Origin of the sequence: Pseudomonas sp. J452, assembly GCF_024666525.1 — a bacterium.
In the GTDB taxonomy this organism is placed as follows: Bacteria; Pseudomonadota; Gammaproteobacteria; order Pseudomonadales; family Pseudomonadaceae; genus Aquipseudomonas.
On record NZ_CP088294.1, the window covers coordinates 3132424 to 3148514 of the forward strand.

General features: G+C 61.8%; 15 protein-coding genes. 4 read left to right on the forward strand and 11 right to left on the reverse strand.

All coding sequences use genetic code 11. The annotated features are described in order from the left end of the window. Nucleotides 1-66: 66 nt before the first annotated feature. A complete protein-coding gene (locus LRS11_RS14190; RefSeq protein WP_260493591.1) occupies nucleotides 67-675 on the reverse strand; it encodes a hypothetical protein in 609 nt (202 codons plus the stop codon). 20 nt (nucleotides 676-695) lie between these two features. Continuing rightward, nucleotides 696-1166, reverse strand: coding sequence for a DUF2846 domain-containing protein (locus LRS11_RS14195; protein ID WP_260493592.1), 471 nt, complete (start codon nucleotides 1164-1166; stop codon nucleotides 696-698). A gap of 142 nt (nucleotides 1167-1308) precedes the next feature. On the opposite strand from LRS11_RS14195, the gene LRS11_RS14200 reads away from it, so the two are divergent. Continuing rightward, the gene (locus tag LRS11_RS14200) at nucleotides 1309-1611 is read left to right on the forward strand and encodes a DUF1883 domain-containing protein (RefSeq protein ID WP_173205684.1); all 303 of its coding nucleotides are present in this window, start codon (nucleotides 1309-1311) and stop codon (nucleotides 1609-1611) included. A gap of 10 nt (nucleotides 1612-1621) precedes the next feature. Here the strand turns inward: LRS11_RS14200 and LRS11_RS14205 are convergent, their stop codons facing one another. Both LRS11_RS14205 and LRS11_RS14210 read right to left on the reverse strand, forming a co-directional pair. Beyond that, a complete protein-coding gene (locus tag LRS11_RS14205) occupies nucleotides 1622-2944 on the reverse strand; it encodes a sensor domain-containing diguanylate cyclase (protein WP_260493593.1) in 1323 nt (440 codons plus the stop codon). 161 nt (nucleotides 2945-3105) lie between these two features. Further along, nucleotides 3106-3906: an alpha/beta fold hydrolase gene (locus tag LRS11_RS14210; protein ID WP_260493594.1), complete on the reverse strand. Its 801-nt coding sequence runs from the start codon at nucleotides 3904-3906 to the stop codon at nucleotides 3106-3108. Between the two features lie 245 nt (nucleotides 3907-4151). Here LRS11_RS14210 and LRS11_RS14215 point away from each other — a divergent pair, with 245 nt between their 5' ends. Further along, nucleotides 4152-4697 carry a hypothetical protein gene (locus LRS11_RS14215; protein WP_260493595.1) on the forward strand — a complete coding sequence of 182 codons (546 nt, stop codon included), beginning with the start codon at nucleotides 4152-4154 and terminating at the stop codon, nucleotides 4695-4697. A 62-nt stretch (nucleotides 4698-4759) separates the two neighbouring features. Here the strand turns inward: LRS11_RS14215 and LRS11_RS14220 are convergent, their stop codons facing one another. From LRS11_RS14220 to LRS11_RS14230, 3 genes are all read right to left on the reverse strand, one after another. Next, complete coding sequence (locus LRS11_RS14220) at nucleotides 4760-5413, reverse strand: potassium channel family protein (protein ID WP_260493596.1); 654 nt, start codon at nucleotides 5411-5413, stop codon at nucleotides 4760-4762. An 89-nt stretch (nucleotides 5414-5502) separates the two neighbouring features. Continuing rightward, nucleotides 5503-5979: a hypothetical protein gene (locus LRS11_RS14225; RefSeq protein WP_260493597.1), complete on the reverse strand. Its 477-nt coding sequence runs from the start codon at nucleotides 5977-5979 to the stop codon at nucleotides 5503-5505. A 71-nt stretch (nucleotides 5980-6050) separates the two neighbouring features. Continuing rightward, on the reverse strand, nucleotides 6051-6920 hold the full coding sequence (locus LRS11_RS14230) for a sterol desaturase family protein (protein WP_260493598.1): 870 nt from the start codon (nucleotides 6918-6920) through the stop codon (nucleotides 6051-6053). Nucleotides 6921-6990: 70 nt separating this feature from the next. Between LRS11_RS14230 and LRS11_RS14235 the strand changes: the two genes are divergently transcribed. Further along, the gene (locus LRS11_RS14235; RefSeq protein ID WP_260493599.1) at nucleotides 6991-7596 is read left to right on the forward strand and encodes a Crp/Fnr family transcriptional regulator; all 606 of its coding nucleotides are present in this window, start codon (nucleotides 6991-6993) and stop codon (nucleotides 7594-7596) included. Nucleotides 7597-7856: 260 nt separating this feature from the next. Here LRS11_RS14235 and LRS11_RS14240 read toward each other — a convergent pair whose 3' ends face one another. From LRS11_RS14240 to metH, 4 genes are all read right to left on the reverse strand, one after another. Continuing rightward, nucleotides 7857-8378: an AAA family ATPase gene (locus tag LRS11_RS14240; RefSeq protein ID WP_260496926.1), complete on the reverse strand. Its 522-nt coding sequence runs from the start codon at nucleotides 8376-8378 to the stop codon at nucleotides 7857-7859. After that, on the reverse strand, nucleotides 8375-8938 hold the full coding sequence (pnuC, locus tag LRS11_RS14245; RefSeq protein ID WP_260493600.1) for a nicotinamide riboside transporter PnuC: 564 nt from the start codon (nucleotides 8936-8938) through the stop codon (nucleotides 8375-8377). Before pnuC ends, LRS11_RS14240 begins: the two co-directional genes overlap by 4 nt. Nucleotides 8939-8942: 4 nt before the next feature. Continuing rightward, a complete protein-coding gene (locus tag LRS11_RS14250; protein WP_260493601.1) occupies nucleotides 8943-9620 on the reverse strand; it encodes a hypothetical protein in 678 nt (225 codons plus the stop codon). 98 nt (nucleotides 9621-9718) lie between these two features. Continuing rightward, a complete protein-coding gene (gene metH / locus LRS11_RS14255; protein WP_260493602.1) occupies nucleotides 9719-13429 on the reverse strand; it encodes a methionine synthase in 3711 nt (1236 codons plus the stop codon). Between the two features lie 417 nt (nucleotides 13430-13846). Between metH and LRS11_RS14260 the strand changes: the two genes are divergently transcribed. Continuing rightward, nucleotides 13847-15925 (forward strand): acyltransferase family protein, encoded by a 2079-nt coding sequence (locus LRS11_RS14260; RefSeq protein ID WP_260493603.1) that lies wholly within the window; start codon nucleotides 13847-13849, stop codon nucleotides 15923-15925. Nucleotides 15926-16091: the final 166 nt, after the last annotated feature.

Below are 16091 nucleotides of genomic sequence, written 5' to 3' on the forward strand. Positions count from 1 at the left end.
ACCACCGCGCGCGGTAGCGGCGAAGCGTGGCCGGCTCGGCGGGCGATGCCCGCCGAGCGCAGTCGCTTACTGGGGTTCGACGCTGATGGCCAGTGCCGAACTCAGGCGAATCACCACCTGGCGGTTCAGGTACTCGTCTTTGAGCTGCACGTCCGGGCGCACCTGCACGGTCTTGCGCGTGCCATCGGCGAATTCCAGGGTGGCGGTGCGCTGTTTGCTGTCGATGACCTTGACCACTGCAGTGACCTCGACGGTATCGGCCACCAGCATGCCCGGTTTGGAACCAGCCGGCGGCGCGGCAACCAGCCCGGCGGCGCCATCTTCACTGACGGCGCCCGGCTCACGCAGGAATACCACCTGTTCCACGGCGACGGTGGCATTGACCTTGTCGCCGACCTTCAACTGCGGAAAGTTGATCATCTCCGGCGGGGCCGTGAAGCTGCGCTGATGGCCCTGGGCATCCTCCAGGGTAAAGCTGCGCTGCTCATAATCGATGGCGCTGACCAGGGCGCTGATTTTCTCGACCTGAGTGCTCACGCCGCCGGGCACACCCTCGATGGTGACCTGGCTGGTGTCCACGTCGCGGGTCAGCGGCTCATCTTGTGCCTGGCTGGTGCAGGCGCTGAGCAGCGCAGCGCTGAGCAGCAAAAAACCAAGATTATTGATGGTGGGCATGGACATTCTCCTGATGGATCTTAGGGTTTGGTGTGGCGAATCTCGTAGAGGGCTTCTTCGCTGCGCATCGGTGTCAGGTGAATCGAGTAGCTTGGCGCAGGCTGGCCGATGACCATTTCATTCAGGTTGTACTGCACATTCAGCTTCAGGAATTTGATCTGTGCCGGGCTTAGGGTGACCTTCTGCTCGATATCGCGAGCCGGCCATTTGGCTGCCGGGCTCAGGCCGGTAATCCGCACACTGTGGGTTCCGGGCGCGAGTTCGAGATGCCGATACTGGTTGAACTTCAACGCACCGATGCTCTGGCCGTCGATGAACACTTCCGGGTAGTCGAAGCGCAGGGGTTGCATCAGCCCCGGATTGCTTGCTTCGGGACGATACAGGTAGAGCACGGCATTATCCGGATTGGAAGGGTGTACGGCCTGGAAGTAGGCGGGGCTGCTGCAGGCAGTGAGCAGCAAGGGCAGAAGCAGTATTAGCCGACGATGCATGCAGGGCATCCTTGTCCGGTGGCGAGTGCGTGACGATTGCCGACCGCAGGCGGCCGACCGGCTAAGGTTAGCTGACGATCCATCTGCGTGCCGGTAGCGCCTGTGCTATGGTGCGCGCCGGAAAAAGTGTGGGGACACACCGATGAAATACATACACCAGCGCGAACATCTCAACGAAGACGATATCGTCGTCATCGAGTGCTCGCAGCCCTGCAATATCCGCCTGATGAGCGATGCGAACTTTCGCAGCTTCAAGAATGGCGGGCGCCATGCCTACCACGGCGGCGCGTTCGACAAGTTCCCGGCGAAGATCACCGTGCCTAACAGTGGCTTCTGGAACATCACCATCGACACGGTAACCCGCCGCGCGATCAGCGTGACGCGCAAGCCGGCGCTGAAACACTCGATCAAGATCATCCGCCGCTCCAGCTCCAGCCTGAGCTGATTCGCCAACGTTAGTCGACGCTGGCGCGCTGCTGACCGTCGTTGCCCAGGCGATACTGGTTTTCGCCGCTGCGCTTGGCCTCGTACATCGCCAGGTCGGCGACATGGATGAGCCGGTCCATGCTCGGCGCGTGATCCGGGAATACCGCGATACCCAGGCTGGCGTCGATGCGCTGCGGCTGGTCGCCGTCGCCGAGCGGTAGCGCCAGCGCGCCGAAGATCTTCTCGCCGATGCTGCGGGCTTCTTCTTCGAGGGCGCGGCCGAGCGCCAGCCCTTCGAGGATGACGACGAACTCGTCGCCGCCAATCCGCGCCACGCTATCTGATTCACGCAGGGCGGTTTTCAGTCGTCGCGCCGTGCTGACCAGCACCTGGTCGCCAGCGGCATGGCCGTGGGCATCGTTGATCGCCTTGAAGTCGTTTAGGTCGATGAACACCAGAGCCACCCGAGTCGCATTGCGCCGCGCACGTTCCAGGGCATTGCTCAGGCGGTCCTCGAAGGCCAGGCGGTTGGGCAGGCCGGTCAGCGCATCGTGGTGTGCCAACTGGTGCATTTGGCTGGCCCAGGCCTTCTCCTCGGTGATGTCGCGGACCACGCCCATCATCTTTACCGCCACGCCCTGTTCGTTCTGCACCACGTTGCCGGTCTCGCGCAGCCAGTGCACGCTGCCGTCCGGCCAGACCACCCGGTATTCCTCGTCGTGGTTCTCGCCGGTCTCGATGCAACGCAGCTCGCCGGCACGCACCCGCTCACGATCATCCGGATGCAGACTGGCGCAGAACAGCTCGTAACTGGGCGTCACGGCGCCGACCGCATGGCCGAACATGGCGTAGATGGCTTCGGACCAGTACAGGCGATTGGTATCGACATCCCAGTCCCAGGTGCCGATACGGGCGAAGTACTGGCTGCGCTTGAAACGCTCGATATCTTCCATGGAACGTTCCGCTTCGCTGGCCGGCTGTAGCAGTACGAGGCTCTCTGCGGCCTCGCCGAGGCGGCAGACTTCCAGCGCGAGGCGGCTACCCGTGGCGCTGACTATCTGCAGGCGTTGCCCGGCGGCCAGGGGTTCGGTTTGCGCCAGCTGCGGCACCGCGTCCGTCAGGGGTAAGCCGAGCAACTCGCTGCCGGCCTTGCCCAGCAGGCCGGCGGCGGCCTGGTTGTGTTGACGGATATTCCCGTCGCGGCCGATCAGCAGTACGCCGTCGCTGAGTTTGTCGAATAACTGGTCGTGCAGTTCCAGCCGCTGCCGGGCCTGGCGTTCACGCTGCAGCAGGCGGATCAGCAGGGCTAGAGCGAGCAGGGCGGCGGCGAGGGCAAGAATGATCAAGGGCATTTGCTGGTTCAGGGCAGTTTGGGGGCCACTGGGGCGCGTGAGATGGCTGGCATTATGCCTGTACGGCTTATGCGTCTGGTTATGATTTTGTATCGGGTTGGTCAGCTTTTATGGGCCGTCAGGAAAGCTGCGCAGCCATTCGCTTGCCGCACCAGATGCCCTCAGAGTCGTTGCAGGAAGCGGACTATGGCCTTGTCGACGATCTGCGGGTGAGTGACCGGCCCCATGTGGCCCAGTTCCTCGAACTGGCGCCGCTCTGCATGGGGCAATACCGGCAGCAGCAATTCGGCCACGGCATGGGCCGCATCGGGCGAATGCTTGCCGAGCAGATAGAGCACCGGCATGTCGAGTTGGGCAAAGGCCGCCAGTGGTGTGGGCTCGGTCAATAGCGCATGGGCCCAGCGCCGCACATTGCGCGTGGAGGCGGCTATCGCCGGTTTGCGCTGTTCCGGCATGTGCGCCCAGCTGCCGGCGCCCATCCAGTAGTCGATAAAGCATTCGGCGGCGCGTTCCGGCTGGCCCTGGTCGAGGGCGCTGCTGGCTGCCGCCACGGTGGCGCGGATACCATCGGCACGGTTGGGCGGTGGCGTCTGCGCATCGATGAGGGCAAACAGGGTCGGCTCATACAGCACCAGGGCGCGCACCCGGCGCGGATGCTTGAGGGCGGCCAGCAGGGCGATGGCGGCACCGTAGGAGTGACCGATCAGGACGAAAGGGGAGCCGGCCCGGGCCAGTACCGGTTCGATGAACTCGACTTCGTCGCGCAGGCTGATGAGCCGATCCGACGACCAGTCCGGGCTTTTTCCCGAGCCGTAGGAGTCTGGTGCCAGAACATGGTGGGTAGGTGCCAGGCGCTCGCTCAGGTCGCGCCATTGGCTGGAGGTGCTGGCATTGGCGTGCAGGCAGACCACTGCCGGGCCATGCCCGGCTTCGAGCACGAAGGGCGCGTGGGGGGTTGGCATGGCGGCTTCCTGTGGCGGTGGACTGATGAAGGCAGCCTAGCAGTGATCACCACTGAGCCCCGATAACTGCTATGTCGGGGACAGCGCTGGTTCGCCGGCGCGAGTTCCTGCCTGCTGCAGTTGATGCGGCGCGCACAGAAAAATCGTTAGCCAGTTGGGAGTTTCCCGCTCGCCGGCTCGCTTTTCCGATGGCCTGCGGTCACTCTGTGGCTCTTTTCAGCCGTCGTCATTACAGGAGTACGACCATGAGCAGGATTTCACCGCTGGCGATTACCTTGGCTTTTGCACTCGCCGCGCCGGCTGCTTTCGCCGACGAAGCGGCAAGCGATTCGAGCACCATCAAGGACTCCGCCAAGGCGGCCGTGTCCACGGCAATCACCGCCGGCAAGAACCTGCTGGGCGGTGTGTCGGACGGCGTCACCGAAGGCCGTGTGGAGGCCCAGGGCGCCGATGGCTCGATCGTCGTCTCCAGCCTGGAGCAGCTCGATGGCCAGGTCAGCGTGCAGCTGCTCAAGGTCGAGGCCGTCGAAGATGGCAGCCTGAATGCCTTGCTGGGGTTCAAGAACACCACTGACAAACCGTTGCGCCTGATCAACCTGCGCATGACTGGCGCTTTGCTGGCCATCGACCAGGAGGGTTATTCCAGTGCGCCATTGCCGGGCCTGGTCAACCCGGACGACGTGACCATTCCAGCGCTGACCGGCGTGCGGCAGAAATTCGTCTTCGAGGGACCGGTCGAGGGCGTGCAGTCGATCCGTCTGTGGGGGCGCGATTTCGAGGTGAAGAAGTAACCCCGCCCATCCGGCAAGAAAAAGCCCGCATATGCGGGCTTTTTGCTTTCTGTGGCAAGGATTCAGCGCTTATTCACCGACAGGGCAATCAGCCGTGACACCACCAGCGCCAGGTACATGACCCCGGCGAATTCCTCGATCATCACCAGCGAGCGGGCCATGGGCGTTACCGGCACGATATCGCCCAGGCCGACGCCGGACAGGGTGGTGAAGCTGAGGAACAACAGCTCCATCCAGGTGCGCGCCGCCTGTGGCTCGAACATCGCCGTGAAGCTGCCGGGCAGCAGCAGTTGGCAGAAGGTGAACAGGTGGGCGAAGGCCCAGGCCAGCAGGGTAAAGGTCGCGCCGACCGCGTATAGCTCATCGGTGGTGGCGTGCTGGTCGGCGGTCATGTAGGCGATCAGGCTGGCGGCGGCATAGAAGTAGAAGGCGGCTTCCAGAATGGCGATCAACCATTCCAATACGGGGCTGGGCATCAGGATGTTGATCGACGACAGCGCCAGTACCAGCAGGGCCAGCAGCACGGCGACCCAGGTCTGGGTCGGGCTGCGCTTGACCACATGCAGGGCCATGCCCAGCACCACCAGGCCGAAGGCACCGAACAGCGCTCGGCCGAGCGCGGTGGCTTCCATCCAGGGGTAGAGCAACACGCCGAGCAGCTGCACGAACAGCAGGCCGGCAGAGGGATGAAGGCGGATATAGGTAATGGGCGACATGGGCTTCCTGCGTTGTCTCGGGGTAAAAGGCTGTTGGCATTATGTCCGGATGTGGTGCCCGGTGTGCTGGCGGATGGTGTCGGCAGCGGTCAGCGTGGCGCTCGCTCGGCCTCGCCGATGTTGATCCGACCGGCCCCGGCCACCCGGCGGCCATGGGGCGTATCGGCCAGACGCAGGGTGACGCGGAACTCCGTCCAGTCGATGCCGCGCAGCTGCACATGGTCTGGCGCGGGGCCGCACTGGGCCAGGGTGAAGCCCTGATCGGGCGAGTCCTGGGCGTCGAGGAGGAGGTCGACGCCCCAGCCCATTTCGGCATCGATAGCGCGGCCGCGCGCCTGTTCGGCGGCATAGGCCGCGGCGAGCTCGGCACTGGCCAGCGGTTGTTCCCGCAGCCACTGCGTCACGTCCCGCTCCGGCGTCTCGACGATCAGCGCCAGGTACTGGTTCATGAAGGCCACGGCCAGCTCCGCGTCTTCGCCGCAGTCGGCGAAGGCGGGGCTGGCCAGCAGGGCGAGGCCGAACAGGGGATTACGCAGCAGTTGTGCGCGCGAGTGGGGCGTGGCCATGAGATCCCTCTGCTGGCTGGTGGTGGGCGCGCAGCTTAGCCGAATCGGCAACATCCCGCAGCCGGGCCTGATCAGGCCTGCGGCTGCACGCTTGGCCCAGGCACGGCGCGGCGCAGCGGGTGCAGCAGCAAGCCGAGGGTGTCCTGTTCCGCCGGCGCTTGTGGCGCGATTACGCCGACCCGTTTGGGAGCACCATGGCGGCGGTAGGTGCCGAACAGCTGATCCCAGAGTGGCAGGGCGGTGCCGAAGTTGAGGGCTTCGTCCACCTTGACGCTGTGATGCCAGCGGTGCAGCTCGGCGCTGCCGATCAGGTAGTTCAGCCAACCCAGGGTGCCGCGGCTGTTGGCATGGGTGGCGAAGGACTGGGTCTGGCTGAACAGCCCGGCCAGGGCGATGGCCAGCGGATCGAAGCCCAGCAGCCAGAGCGGCAGCACATGCACGCTCTTGCGCAGCAGCAGATCCAGCGGGTGGGTGGTGAAGTTGTTGGTCACATTCAGCGCGCTGGGTCGATGGTGGACGAAATGCACGCGCCACAACCAGCCGCCGCGGTGCTTGAGGCGGTGCAGCCAGTAGTCGCCGAATTCACCGAGCAGGGCCGCGGCCGGCACCGCCAGCCACAGTGGTAGTGCGGCGGCGGGGCCGGCGCCGTGCGCGTTGAGGTGCATGACCAGGCCACGGATCAACAGATCGGCCAGCGCGTCGGCGCCCAGCAGGGCGATGGCGAACAGGGCGTCGCGGCGGCGATCCACGGGTTGTGCGCGCCAGTCTTCGCGGTAGGGCCAGCGCCATTCGCAGAAGGCGAACCAGGTCAGCACCAGCATCAGACCGCCGAGCAGCAGCGGCATGCTGCCCCAGTTCAGTTGCAGCGCCAGCGCAGCCCAGCCGGCCGCCAGCAGCAGGGCGCCTAGGTGGGCCCAGTTCAGTTGGGTGAGCGTGTTCATGCGGCTGTCATTCGTTATGCGATGGTGCTAGTTTTCGCCTCCCGTCCTGCGGCTGCATTAACCTGGGTTTATGACCGACACCTCTCTGTACGATTGCCTGGCCTGCGCGCCGCACCTGCTCGGTCAACTCGACCGGCATCCGCAGTTGGCCGCGCGCTGGCAGACCCTGCCACGCCGCGAGTACGCGGTCGGCCAGCCCTTGCTTATGGCCGGCCAGACGGTCGAGCGGGTCTGGTTTGTCGCTAGTGGCCTGGTGCGGGTGGCGCACCTCTCGGCGCAGGGCGTCGAACGCAATGCCGCCTTCCATGCCGAAGGCAGCTGGGTCGGCTGGGGCACGCCGCCCTTCGCCACGACCAGCCCGGTGGATATCTTCGCCCTGGAGCCGACCCAGGTGCTGGAGCTGAGCTATGCCGAGCTGCGCCTGTGGCAGGCCGAACTGCCGCTGGTGCAGGAACTGCTCAGCGACGCCATTCGCGCCGTGCTGGCCCGTAGTGCCCAGCGCGAGGCCGAGCTCCTGCTGCTGGATGCCGAGGCGCGTTATCGGGCCTTCCTCGAGCAGCGTGGCGAGCTGGCCGAGCGCATCCCGCTGCATCATGTGGCGAGCTACCTGGGCATCACCAATGTGGCGTTGTCGCGCATTCGCGCGCGGATGGGGTTGGTGCGCGGGCGTCGCTGACAGCTCGTGATGCAGCGAACGGGATGGCTGCCAGGGGGCGTGTGTGGCTAATGCCGATCAGTAAAGCGTTTGACTCCAGGACATCCGAGCCTCTGTAGGAGCCAGCTTGCTGGCGATCAGCGGAGCCAAAACATCGCCAGCAAGCTGGCTCCTACAAAAAGCGCTCTCTGCCTGATACAGGAAAGGGACTGATCGGCATTAGGGGTGTGTGGCCGTTTTTAACGCGGTATCGGCAGCGCAGGTCGTTATTCAACAGCCGGTTAGCCAAGCAGTTGGCGTACCTGTTCGATGGCTTGAGCCTCGCGCTGCAGCCAGTCGCCGCCGACTTCCGTCCAGGGGCGGGCATGCCGCCGCAGCCAATCGCGGCAATCCTGGTAAAAGCGTTGGCGGTCGGCCAGTTGCGGCTGGCAGCGCTGTCCGTCGTCGTGCCAGTCCACGCCCTGCGGCGAGAGCAGCAGGTGCAGGTCGTAATGGCGTTGCAGCAGCTCTGTTTCGAGCCAGTCCGGGCAGGCGCCGAACAGGGTGCTGCTCCACAGCATATTGCTCAGCAGGTGGGTGTCGAGGATCAGCAGTTCGGGCGCTCGGATGCGGGCGGCATCCTCCCAGGCCAGCTGGCCACGGGCGATGGCCGGAATATCCGCCAGACGGGTGTCGCGGCGCTCCTGCTCGATGAAATGGCGCACGTATTCGCCGACCACCAGGCCGCCGAAGCGTTGCTGCAGACGCTCGGTAAGGAAGGTCTTGCCACTGGACTCGGGGCCGGTGAGCACCACCACCTTCATGCCGGCTGCACCCGCGAGGCCCGCCATTCGCGCAGGCCGAGCACGGCCAGGGCGGTGAATACGGCATACAGGGCGGCCGTCAGCCAGTAACCCTGGAAGGCAAAGAAGCCGACATAGAGCACGTCGACCACTATCCACAGCACCCAGCACTGCCAGCGTTTGAGCGCCATCCACAACTGGGCGAGCAGGCTGAAGGCGGTGAGCAGGGCATCCGGCCAGGGGTAGATGGCTTCGGTGAAGCTCTGCATGGTCAGCCCCAGCAGCAGACCAATCAGCAGCGCCACACCTGCGCCGATCAATATCTCGTTGCGGCCCGCTGCGCTGACCGGTCGTTTGCCGCTTGCGTCCACGTCCTGGCGCCATACCCACCAGCCGTACAGCTGCATGGCGGCGAATACCCCGTGCAGCAGCACCAGAGAGTACAGGCGAGCATCGAAGAAGAACCAGGCGTAGAGCAGCACCATCACCAGGCCGATAGGCCAGCACAGTGGGTTCTGCCGCACGGTCAGCCAGACAGAGGTGATGCCGAGGGCGGAGGCGATGAGTTCGAGAGGAGACACTAAGTTACTCGTTAGCGCTATAGCTATAAGCGAGTGTGCCGTCGTTTCCTTTTTCTAGAACCTCGAATTTGACGCCTTTGATAACGAAGCTATTGCCGTTGGCTAAGTTATGGTTGTATTCGACTTGTCCTATTGTTTCGCTACCGCTTATGTTGGAAATCGAGAAGCGAAGGACTTTGTTGTTTTCTTTGTCTAGCCCCAGATATTGGAGCTTCCATGAGGGGGAGTTAAAGCTGTAGCCGTCGGGCTGTAATGCTGTCGAGTCGCTAGGGCTGGAAAGTGGCCAGGTTCTGCTCTTTTTCATTCCTGCAAATTGTGCGACTGCTTTTACCGGGTTGATGGCACCGTTCCTCATGACGAGGGCTAGTTGCAGATGGTAGTTGTCGTTGACTAAATATGTTTCCCCGGTTTTGGCGTTATTAAAACGGGCTATCCAGATGGATTGCGCTGGTATTGCAGGTAGTCCGGATATTTGGATCTCTTTTTGAACTCTATAGGTTTTTAGGCATGGGCATATATAGTGGATATATGCAGTGTCGCCCATGCTGATTTTCCCATGTCCGTCGGTTTCTACCGATGTAACACTTGCATTGGTTAGTGGGTGTTTTGCACAGCCACCTATCAGTGCGGTCAGTAATAACCCGGCTAGTAGACCTATTAACTTCACTTTGCCCACCTTCATGTATTTAGGGTCAGGCGCTAGGCGCCGATCTCCATAGTGGAGGGGCACACAGATGTATATCGCTGTGCTCACCCCATGCTACGGCTCAGTGGCTTTCCTCAGTTGTCATACCCCAGATTCGGCGCCAACCAACGCTCGCTCACCGCCAGCTCCTGACCTTTGCGCGCCGTATAGCTGTCCACCTGGTCCTTGTCGACCTTGCCCACCGCGAAGTACTGCGCCTCGGGGTGGGCGAAGTACCAGCCGCTGACGGCGGCGGCGGGGAACATGGCGTAGTGTTCTGTGAGGAACACGCCACTGTGGCCGGCTTGGTTGAACTCGGCCGCGGGGTCGAGCAGGGTGAACAGAGTCTTTTTCTCGGTGTGGTCCGGGCAGGCCGGGTAGCCGGGGGCCGGGCGGATGCCCTTGTAGGCTTCCTTGATCAGCTCCTCGTTGCTCAGCTGCTCGTCCTGGGCATAACCCCAGTAATTCTTGCGCACCTGTTCGTGTAGCCACTCGGCGCAGGCTTCGGCCAGGCGGTCGGCCAGGGCTTTGACCATGATCGAGTTGTAGTCGTCGCCGGCGTCCTGGTAGGCCTTGGCCACTTCCTCGGCGCCGATGCCGGCGGTGGTGATGAAACCGCCGACATAGTCAGTCACGCCGCTGTCCTTGGGTGCGACGAAGTCGGCCAGGGCCAGATTCGGTTTGCCGTCCGGCTTGATGGTCTGCTGGCGCAGGTGATGCAGCTTGGCCAGCTGTTGGCCGTCGTCGCCGTAGACTTCGATGTCATCGTGGTCGACCTGGTTGGCCGGCCAGAAACCGAACACCGCGCGGGCGCTGATCAGCTTCTCGTCGATCAGCTTTTTCAGCATCGCCTGGGCATCTTCAAACAGCGCGGTGGCGGCTTCGCCGACCACTTCATCGGTGAGGATGCGCGGGTACTTGCCGGCCAGGTCCCAGGAGATGAAGAACGGCGTCCAGTCGATGTATTCGGCCAGGGTCGCCAGGTCGATATCGTCCAGCACCTTCACCCCGGTGAAGCTCGGCTTGCTGGCCTGGTAGCTGCTCCAGTCGAACTTCGGCTTGTTGGCCACGGCGGCGGCGTAGGGCAGGCGCTCGGTGCGCGAGCTGCGTGCGGCGGTGCGTTCGCGCACTTCCACGTATTCGGCGCGGGTACGTTCGACGAAGCCGGCTTTCAGCTCCTTGGAGAGCAGCTGGGTGGCCACGCCGACCGCGCGCGAGGCGTCGGTGACGTAGACCACGGCGTCGTTCTGGTACTTGGGCTCGATCTTCACCGCGGTGTGGGCTTTCGAGGTGGTGGCGCCACCGATCATCAGCGGCAGGCTGAAGCCCTGGCGCTGCATTTCGCGGGCGACATGCACCATCTCGTCCAGCGACGGGGTGATCAGGCCGGACAGGCCAATGATGTCGCACTTCTCGGCGATGGCCGTCTGCAGGATCTTCTCCGCCGGCACCATTACGCCCAGGTCGACGATGTCGTAGCCGTTACAGCCGAGCACCACGCCGACGATGTTCTTGCCGATGTCGTGCACGTCGCCCTTCACGGTGGCCATGAGGATCTTGCCCTTGGCTTCCGGCTTATCGCCTTTCTCGGCTTCGATAAAGGGGATCAGGTGGGCCACGGCCTGCTTCATCACGCGGGCGGATTTGACCACCTGGGGCAGGAACATCTTGCCGGCGCCGAACAGGTCGCCGACCACGTTCATCCCGCTCATCAGCGGGCCTTCGATCACTTCGATGGGGCGCGCGCACTGCTGGCGGCACTCCTCGGTGTCTTCGACGATAAAGGCGGTGATGCCTTTGACCAGCGCGTGTTCCAGGCGCTTGCCAACCGGCAGGGCGCGCCACTCCTCGGTTTCGGCTTCCTTGACGCTGCCGTCGCCACGGTAGTTGTCGGCGATGGCCAGCAGGGCCTCGGTGCCGCCTTCGTGGCGGTTAAGCACCACGTCCTCGACCTTCTCGCGCAGGTCCTTGGGAATCTCGTCGTAGATTTCCAGCTGGCCGGCGTTGACGATGCCCATGGTCAGGCCGTTCTGGATCGCGTGGTAGAGGAACACCGAGTGGATCGCCTCGCGCACCGGGTTGTTGCCACGGAAGGAGAACGACACGTTGGAAACGCCGCCGCTCGATAGGGCGTAGGGCAGGTGGTCGCGGATATAGGCGCAGGCTTCGATGAAGTCCACGGCGTAGTTGTTGTGTTCTTCGATGCCGGTGGCGACGGCGAAAATGTTCGGGTCGAAGATGATGTCTTCCGGCGGGAAGCCCACTTCATTGACCAGGATGTCGTAGCTGCGCTGGCAGATCTCGCGCTTGCGCGCGGCGGTGTCGGCCTGGCCGACTTCGTCGAAGGCCATCACCACCACGGCGGCGCCGTAGCGCTTGCACAGTTTGGCGTGGTGCTTGAACTGCTCGACGCCTTCCTTCATGGAGATCGAGTTGACGATGCCCTTGCCCTGGATGCACTTGAGGCCGGCCTCGATCACTTCCCACTTGGAGGAGTCGATCATGATCGGCACGCGCGAGATGTCCGGTTCACCGGCGATCAGGTTGAGGAACTTGACCATGGCCGCCTGGGAATCGAGCATCCCTTCGTCCATGTTGATGTCGATCACCTGGGCGCCGGCTTCCACCTGCTGCAGGGCGACTTCCAAGGCCTCGGTGTAGTTTTCCTCGCGGATCAGCCGGGCGAATTTGGCCGAGCCGGTGATGTTGGTGCGCTCGCCGACGTTCACAAATAGCGAGTTGCGGTCGATGGTGAACGGCTCCAGGCCGGACAGGCGGCAGGCCTTGGGGATGTCCGGAATGGCGCGCGGCTTGTATTTGCTGACTGCCTCGGCAATCGCCTGGATGTGCGGCGGGGTGGTGCCGCAGCAACCGCCAATGATGTTCAAGAAGCCGGAGGCGGCGAACTCTTCGACCACGGCGGCCATCTCGGCCGGGGTCTCGTCGTATTCACCGAAGGCGTTGGGCAGGCCGGCGTTGGGGTGGGCGGACACATGCGTGCCGGCCTTGGTCGACAGCTCTTCCAGGTACGGGCGCAGGTCCTTGGCGCCGAGGGCGCAGTTCAGGCCTACGGAAATCGGGTTGGCGTGCGCTACCGAGTTCCAGAAGGCCTCGGTGGTCTGCCCGGACAGGGTGCGGCCGGAGGCGTCGGTGATGGTGCCGGAGATCATGATCGGCAGTTCGACGTTGTCGTCTTCGAACACCTGCTGCACGGCGAAGATCGCCGCCTTGGCGTTGAGGGTGTCGAAGATGGTCTCGATCAGAATCAGGTCGGCGCCGCCCTCGATCAAGCCGCGGGTGGCCTCGACGTAGTTTTCCACCAGTTCGTCGAAGGTGACGTTGCGGTAGCCGGGGTCGTTGACGTCCGGGGAAATCGAGCAGGTACGGCTGGTTGGGCCGAGTACGCCGGCGACGAAGCGCGGCTTGTTCGGGGTTTCCAGGGTCTTGGCATCGGCCACTTCACGGGCCAGGCGCGCACCTTCGACGTTCAGCTCATACACCAGCGACTCCATGCCGTAGTCGGCCTGGGACACCTGGGTGGCGTTGAAGGTGTTGGTTTCCAGGATGTCGGCGCCGGCATCCAGGTAAGCCTTCTCGATGGCCTGGATCACGTCCGGGCGGCTGAGCAGCAGCAGGTCGTTGTTGCCCTTCACGTCGCTCGGCCAGTCGGCGAAGCGTGCGCCACGGTAGTCCTCTTCCTCCAGCTTGTAGCTCTGGATCATGGTACCCATGCCGCCATCGAGGATCAGGATGCGTTCTTTCAGAGCTTGCTGAAGGGCCTGGAGACGGGCGCTGCGATCGGACATGGGGAGCTACCTGGAGAGAGCGGAAACAAAGGCGGCGATGATAGCAAAGCTGCAAGGTTTTTCCGCATGTTGAGCATTCTCATGAATTTCGCTCATGTTCAAGGCTCTCTTTGCCGGGCTGGTGGCGCTAGCAGGCTGTTGAGAAACGTTGGCGAGGCAGCCAGCGCAAGGCGCTACGTCTATGCGCACCGCGGGATTTGCACAGATTGGCGGAATGTCTGGCGCTAGAGAAGGCGCGCAGAGCTATGAGATTTTGTGCGCCATTTGGCATGAGTTGGGTAAGTACGGGAGCGGGCAAACAGCAGCGATACATTCCCTAGACTTAAAGGGCATAAAGAATACCGCCGTCAGTATTTCTGGACGCCACACTATAGAATGCGCGCCGCTAGAACAAAGGCACCCACAGGAAAGCTCCAGATGACAGCCCAACTCAACGTCGGATTAAGCCCCGAGCAGTTGCATGCATCCCAACAGTACAGGGCTGACATAGAAGGCCTCAGAGCTATTGCAGTTCTGGCTGTCGTGGCTTTCCATGCCTTCCCGTTCTGGCTGCCTGGTGGGTTTGCTGGCGTTGATGTGTTTTTTGTTATCTCCGGATTTCTGATCGGCAGCATCATTATCTCCAAGCTGGACGATCAGAGTTTTAGCTTCATCGATTTCTACTCGCGCCGCATCAAGCGAATTTTCCCAGCCCTGGCTCTGGTCATGTCCTTCAGCTTGGTGTGCGGCTGGTTTGTGCTCTTACCCAACGAATACAAGCAGCTCGGGAAGCATATAGCCGCCGGCTCAGGCTTTGCCGCCAACTGGGCGCTATGGAGTGAGTCAGGTTATTTCGATACCGCTGCCGATCTCAAACCAATGCTGCATCTTTGGTCTCTTGGGATTGAGGAACAGTTCTATCTTGCTTGGCCGCTTATCCTTTGGGCCGCCTGGAAGCTGCGCCTAAACCTGCTGACCATAACGCTGGGACTTACTGCGGCATCCTTTTGCCTAAATATCGACATGATCAGAAAGGACGAGGTCGCGACATTCTATCTGCCCTTCACAAGGGCATGGGAGCTAATGGCCGGCAGCCTTCTCGCCTGGATATGCATCTACAAACATACGGAGTTGCAGCGCTTCATCTGCAATTTAGCAATGGCGGGTGGTGACCCCGCACATCATGGTGCAGCAGCCACCGCCGCCTCAGCGCTTGGCCTACTGATGATCGGCCTGCCATTCCTAGTGCTGGACAAGAATTCAGAGTTCCCTGGATGGACAGCTTCCTTCTCCGTTGCCGGAACCATTCTGGTGATCGCTGCTGGGCAGTCCTCTTGGATTAATCGCGTGCTTCTGGGTAGCAAGATAGCGGTGTTTTTCGGGTTGATCAGTTTCCCTCTTTACTTGTGGCATTGGCCGCTGCTTGCTTTTGCTAGGATCATGGAGGATGGAAATGCCAGTCGCGAGATCAGAGCCGCAGCGGTCGTAAGCAGCATTATCCTGGCATATGCCACGATGAAGCTGATCGAGAACAATCTGCGATTCCGTAAACACTGGAGCGTTCCAGTCAGTTTGCTGTTAATTATGGCTTTGATCGGCGCCGCTGGAGCGTACATCTATACGAATGGCGGGATTCCAAGTAGGACTACCGAATTCAATCAGCGACTTGATCAATTCAAGGGCACTGCCCCTGAGTTTGTGGTCAGCAAGCAATGCCTCGAAAAGCACCCTCTTGCAAAGAGCTGCATGGAAAGCCCAGACCGAAAAACTGACGTCATGATCATTGGCGATAGCCATGCTAGGCGTCTGTTCCCTGGCCTGGCCTCGATCTACGAGAAGCAAGGTCGAGGCATATTGGCGCTTGGAGGCTCTGGCTGCCCTCCATTCATTGACATTGAAAGCGGACAGCGCTCAAGCCAGCCGAGATGCGCCCCACTCATGAAGCACGCCTTTGACCTGGCGCTCCAGGCAGAGATCAAAACAGTGTTCCTAGCGAGTAGAGGCCCAATGTATCTGACCGGGAGCGGATTCGGCAGCACGCCAGATGCTGACTGGAAATTTGTACTGACCAAACCAAGCAACAAGGAGCTGCGCGACCCTAAAAAGCTTTTTGAGATAGGGATGCGTGACACCGTGGCATTGCTTACCAAAGCAGGAAAGAAAGTAGTCTTCGTCATCGACAACCCTGAGCTTGGTTTCCATCCAATGGAATGCCTCGATCTTACCAGGCCCGTTCGCATGACAGAGGCCAAAGTAATCAGACCCTGCGCAATCGAACGGTCGTCATTCGATGCCAGGGTCAAGGACTATCTGGCTATTGTTCATAGTGTTCTCAAAGAGTTCCCACAGGTTAAGGTTCTTGATCTTCCCAAGGCTTTCTGCGACGAGAATTATTGCTACGCAGAGCATGACGGAAAGATGATTTATCAAGACGGCGATCATCTTTCAGTGTACGGCTCTCACCTTGCTGCCGCGGCATTCGTGAAGCAGTTTCGAAAAACTGTTGTGGCTCAATGACTCTGGACACCCCGATGGGGCGTTTAGCTTTGCCCAGCAATAAGATGTTTACGAGACCAGAAGATCACTCAGTACAGATTTCAAACGCGAAGCAGCAGGCCTGGTTCTGGATCTAGTCTATTGAATACCCGAGGCCTCCACGAAACCTGGGGCGATTCGGCAGCCG

Excerpts from the sequence above, each read along its gene's own strand:
- LRS11_RS14190 (WP_260493591.1), bottom strand. The coding sequence starts at position 675 with ATGCCCACCATCAATAATCTTGGTTTTTTGCTGCTCAGCGCTGCGCTG.
- LRS11_RS14195 (WP_260493592.1), bottom strand. The coding sequence starts at position 1,166 with ATGCATCGTCGGCTAATACTGCTTCTGCCCTTGCTGCTCACTGCCTGC.
- LRS11_RS14200 (WP_173205684.1), top strand. The coding sequence starts at position 1,309 with ATGAAATACATACACCAGCGCGAACATCTCAACGAAGACGATATCGTC.
- LRS11_RS14205 (WP_260493593.1), bottom strand. The coding sequence starts at position 2,944 with ATGCCCTTGATCATTCTTGCCCTCGCCGCCGCCCTGCTCGCTCTAGCC.
- LRS11_RS14210 (WP_260493594.1), bottom strand. The coding sequence starts at position 3,906 with ATGCCAACCCCCCACGCGCCCTTCGTGCTCGAAGCCGGGCATGGCCCG.
- LRS11_RS14215 (WP_260493595.1), top strand. The coding sequence starts at position 4,152 with ATGAGCAGGATTTCACCGCTGGCGATTACCTTGGCTTTTGCACTCGCC.
- LRS11_RS14220 (WP_260493596.1), bottom strand. The coding sequence starts at position 5,413 with ATGTCGCCCATTACCTATATCCGCCTTCATCCCTCTGCCGGCCTGCTG.
- LRS11_RS14225 (WP_260493597.1), bottom strand. The coding sequence starts at position 5,979 with ATGGCCACGCCCCACTCGCGCGCACAACTGCTGCGTAATCCCCTGTTC.
- LRS11_RS14230 (WP_260493598.1), bottom strand. The coding sequence starts at position 6,920 with ATGAACACGCTCACCCAACTGAACTGGGCCCACCTAGGCGCCCTGCTG.
- LRS11_RS14235 (WP_260493599.1), top strand. The coding sequence starts at position 6,991 with ATGACCGACACCTCTCTGTACGATTGCCTGGCCTGCGCGCCGCACCTG.
- LRS11_RS14240 (WP_260496926.1), bottom strand. The coding sequence starts at position 8,378 with ATGAAGGTGGTGGTGCTCACCGGCCCCGAGTCCAGTGGCAAGACCTTC.
- LRS11_RS14250 (WP_260493601.1), bottom strand. The coding sequence starts at position 9,620 with ATGAAGGTGGGCAAAGTGAAGTTAATAGGTCTACTAGCCGGGTTATTA.
- metH (WP_260493602.1), bottom strand. The coding sequence starts at position 13,429 with ATGTCCGATCGCAGCGCCCGTCTCCAGGCCCTTCAGCAAGCTCTGAAA.
- LRS11_RS14260 (WP_260493603.1), top strand. The coding sequence starts at position 13,847 with ATGACAGCCCAACTCAACGTCGGATTAAGCCCCGAGCAGTTGCATGCA.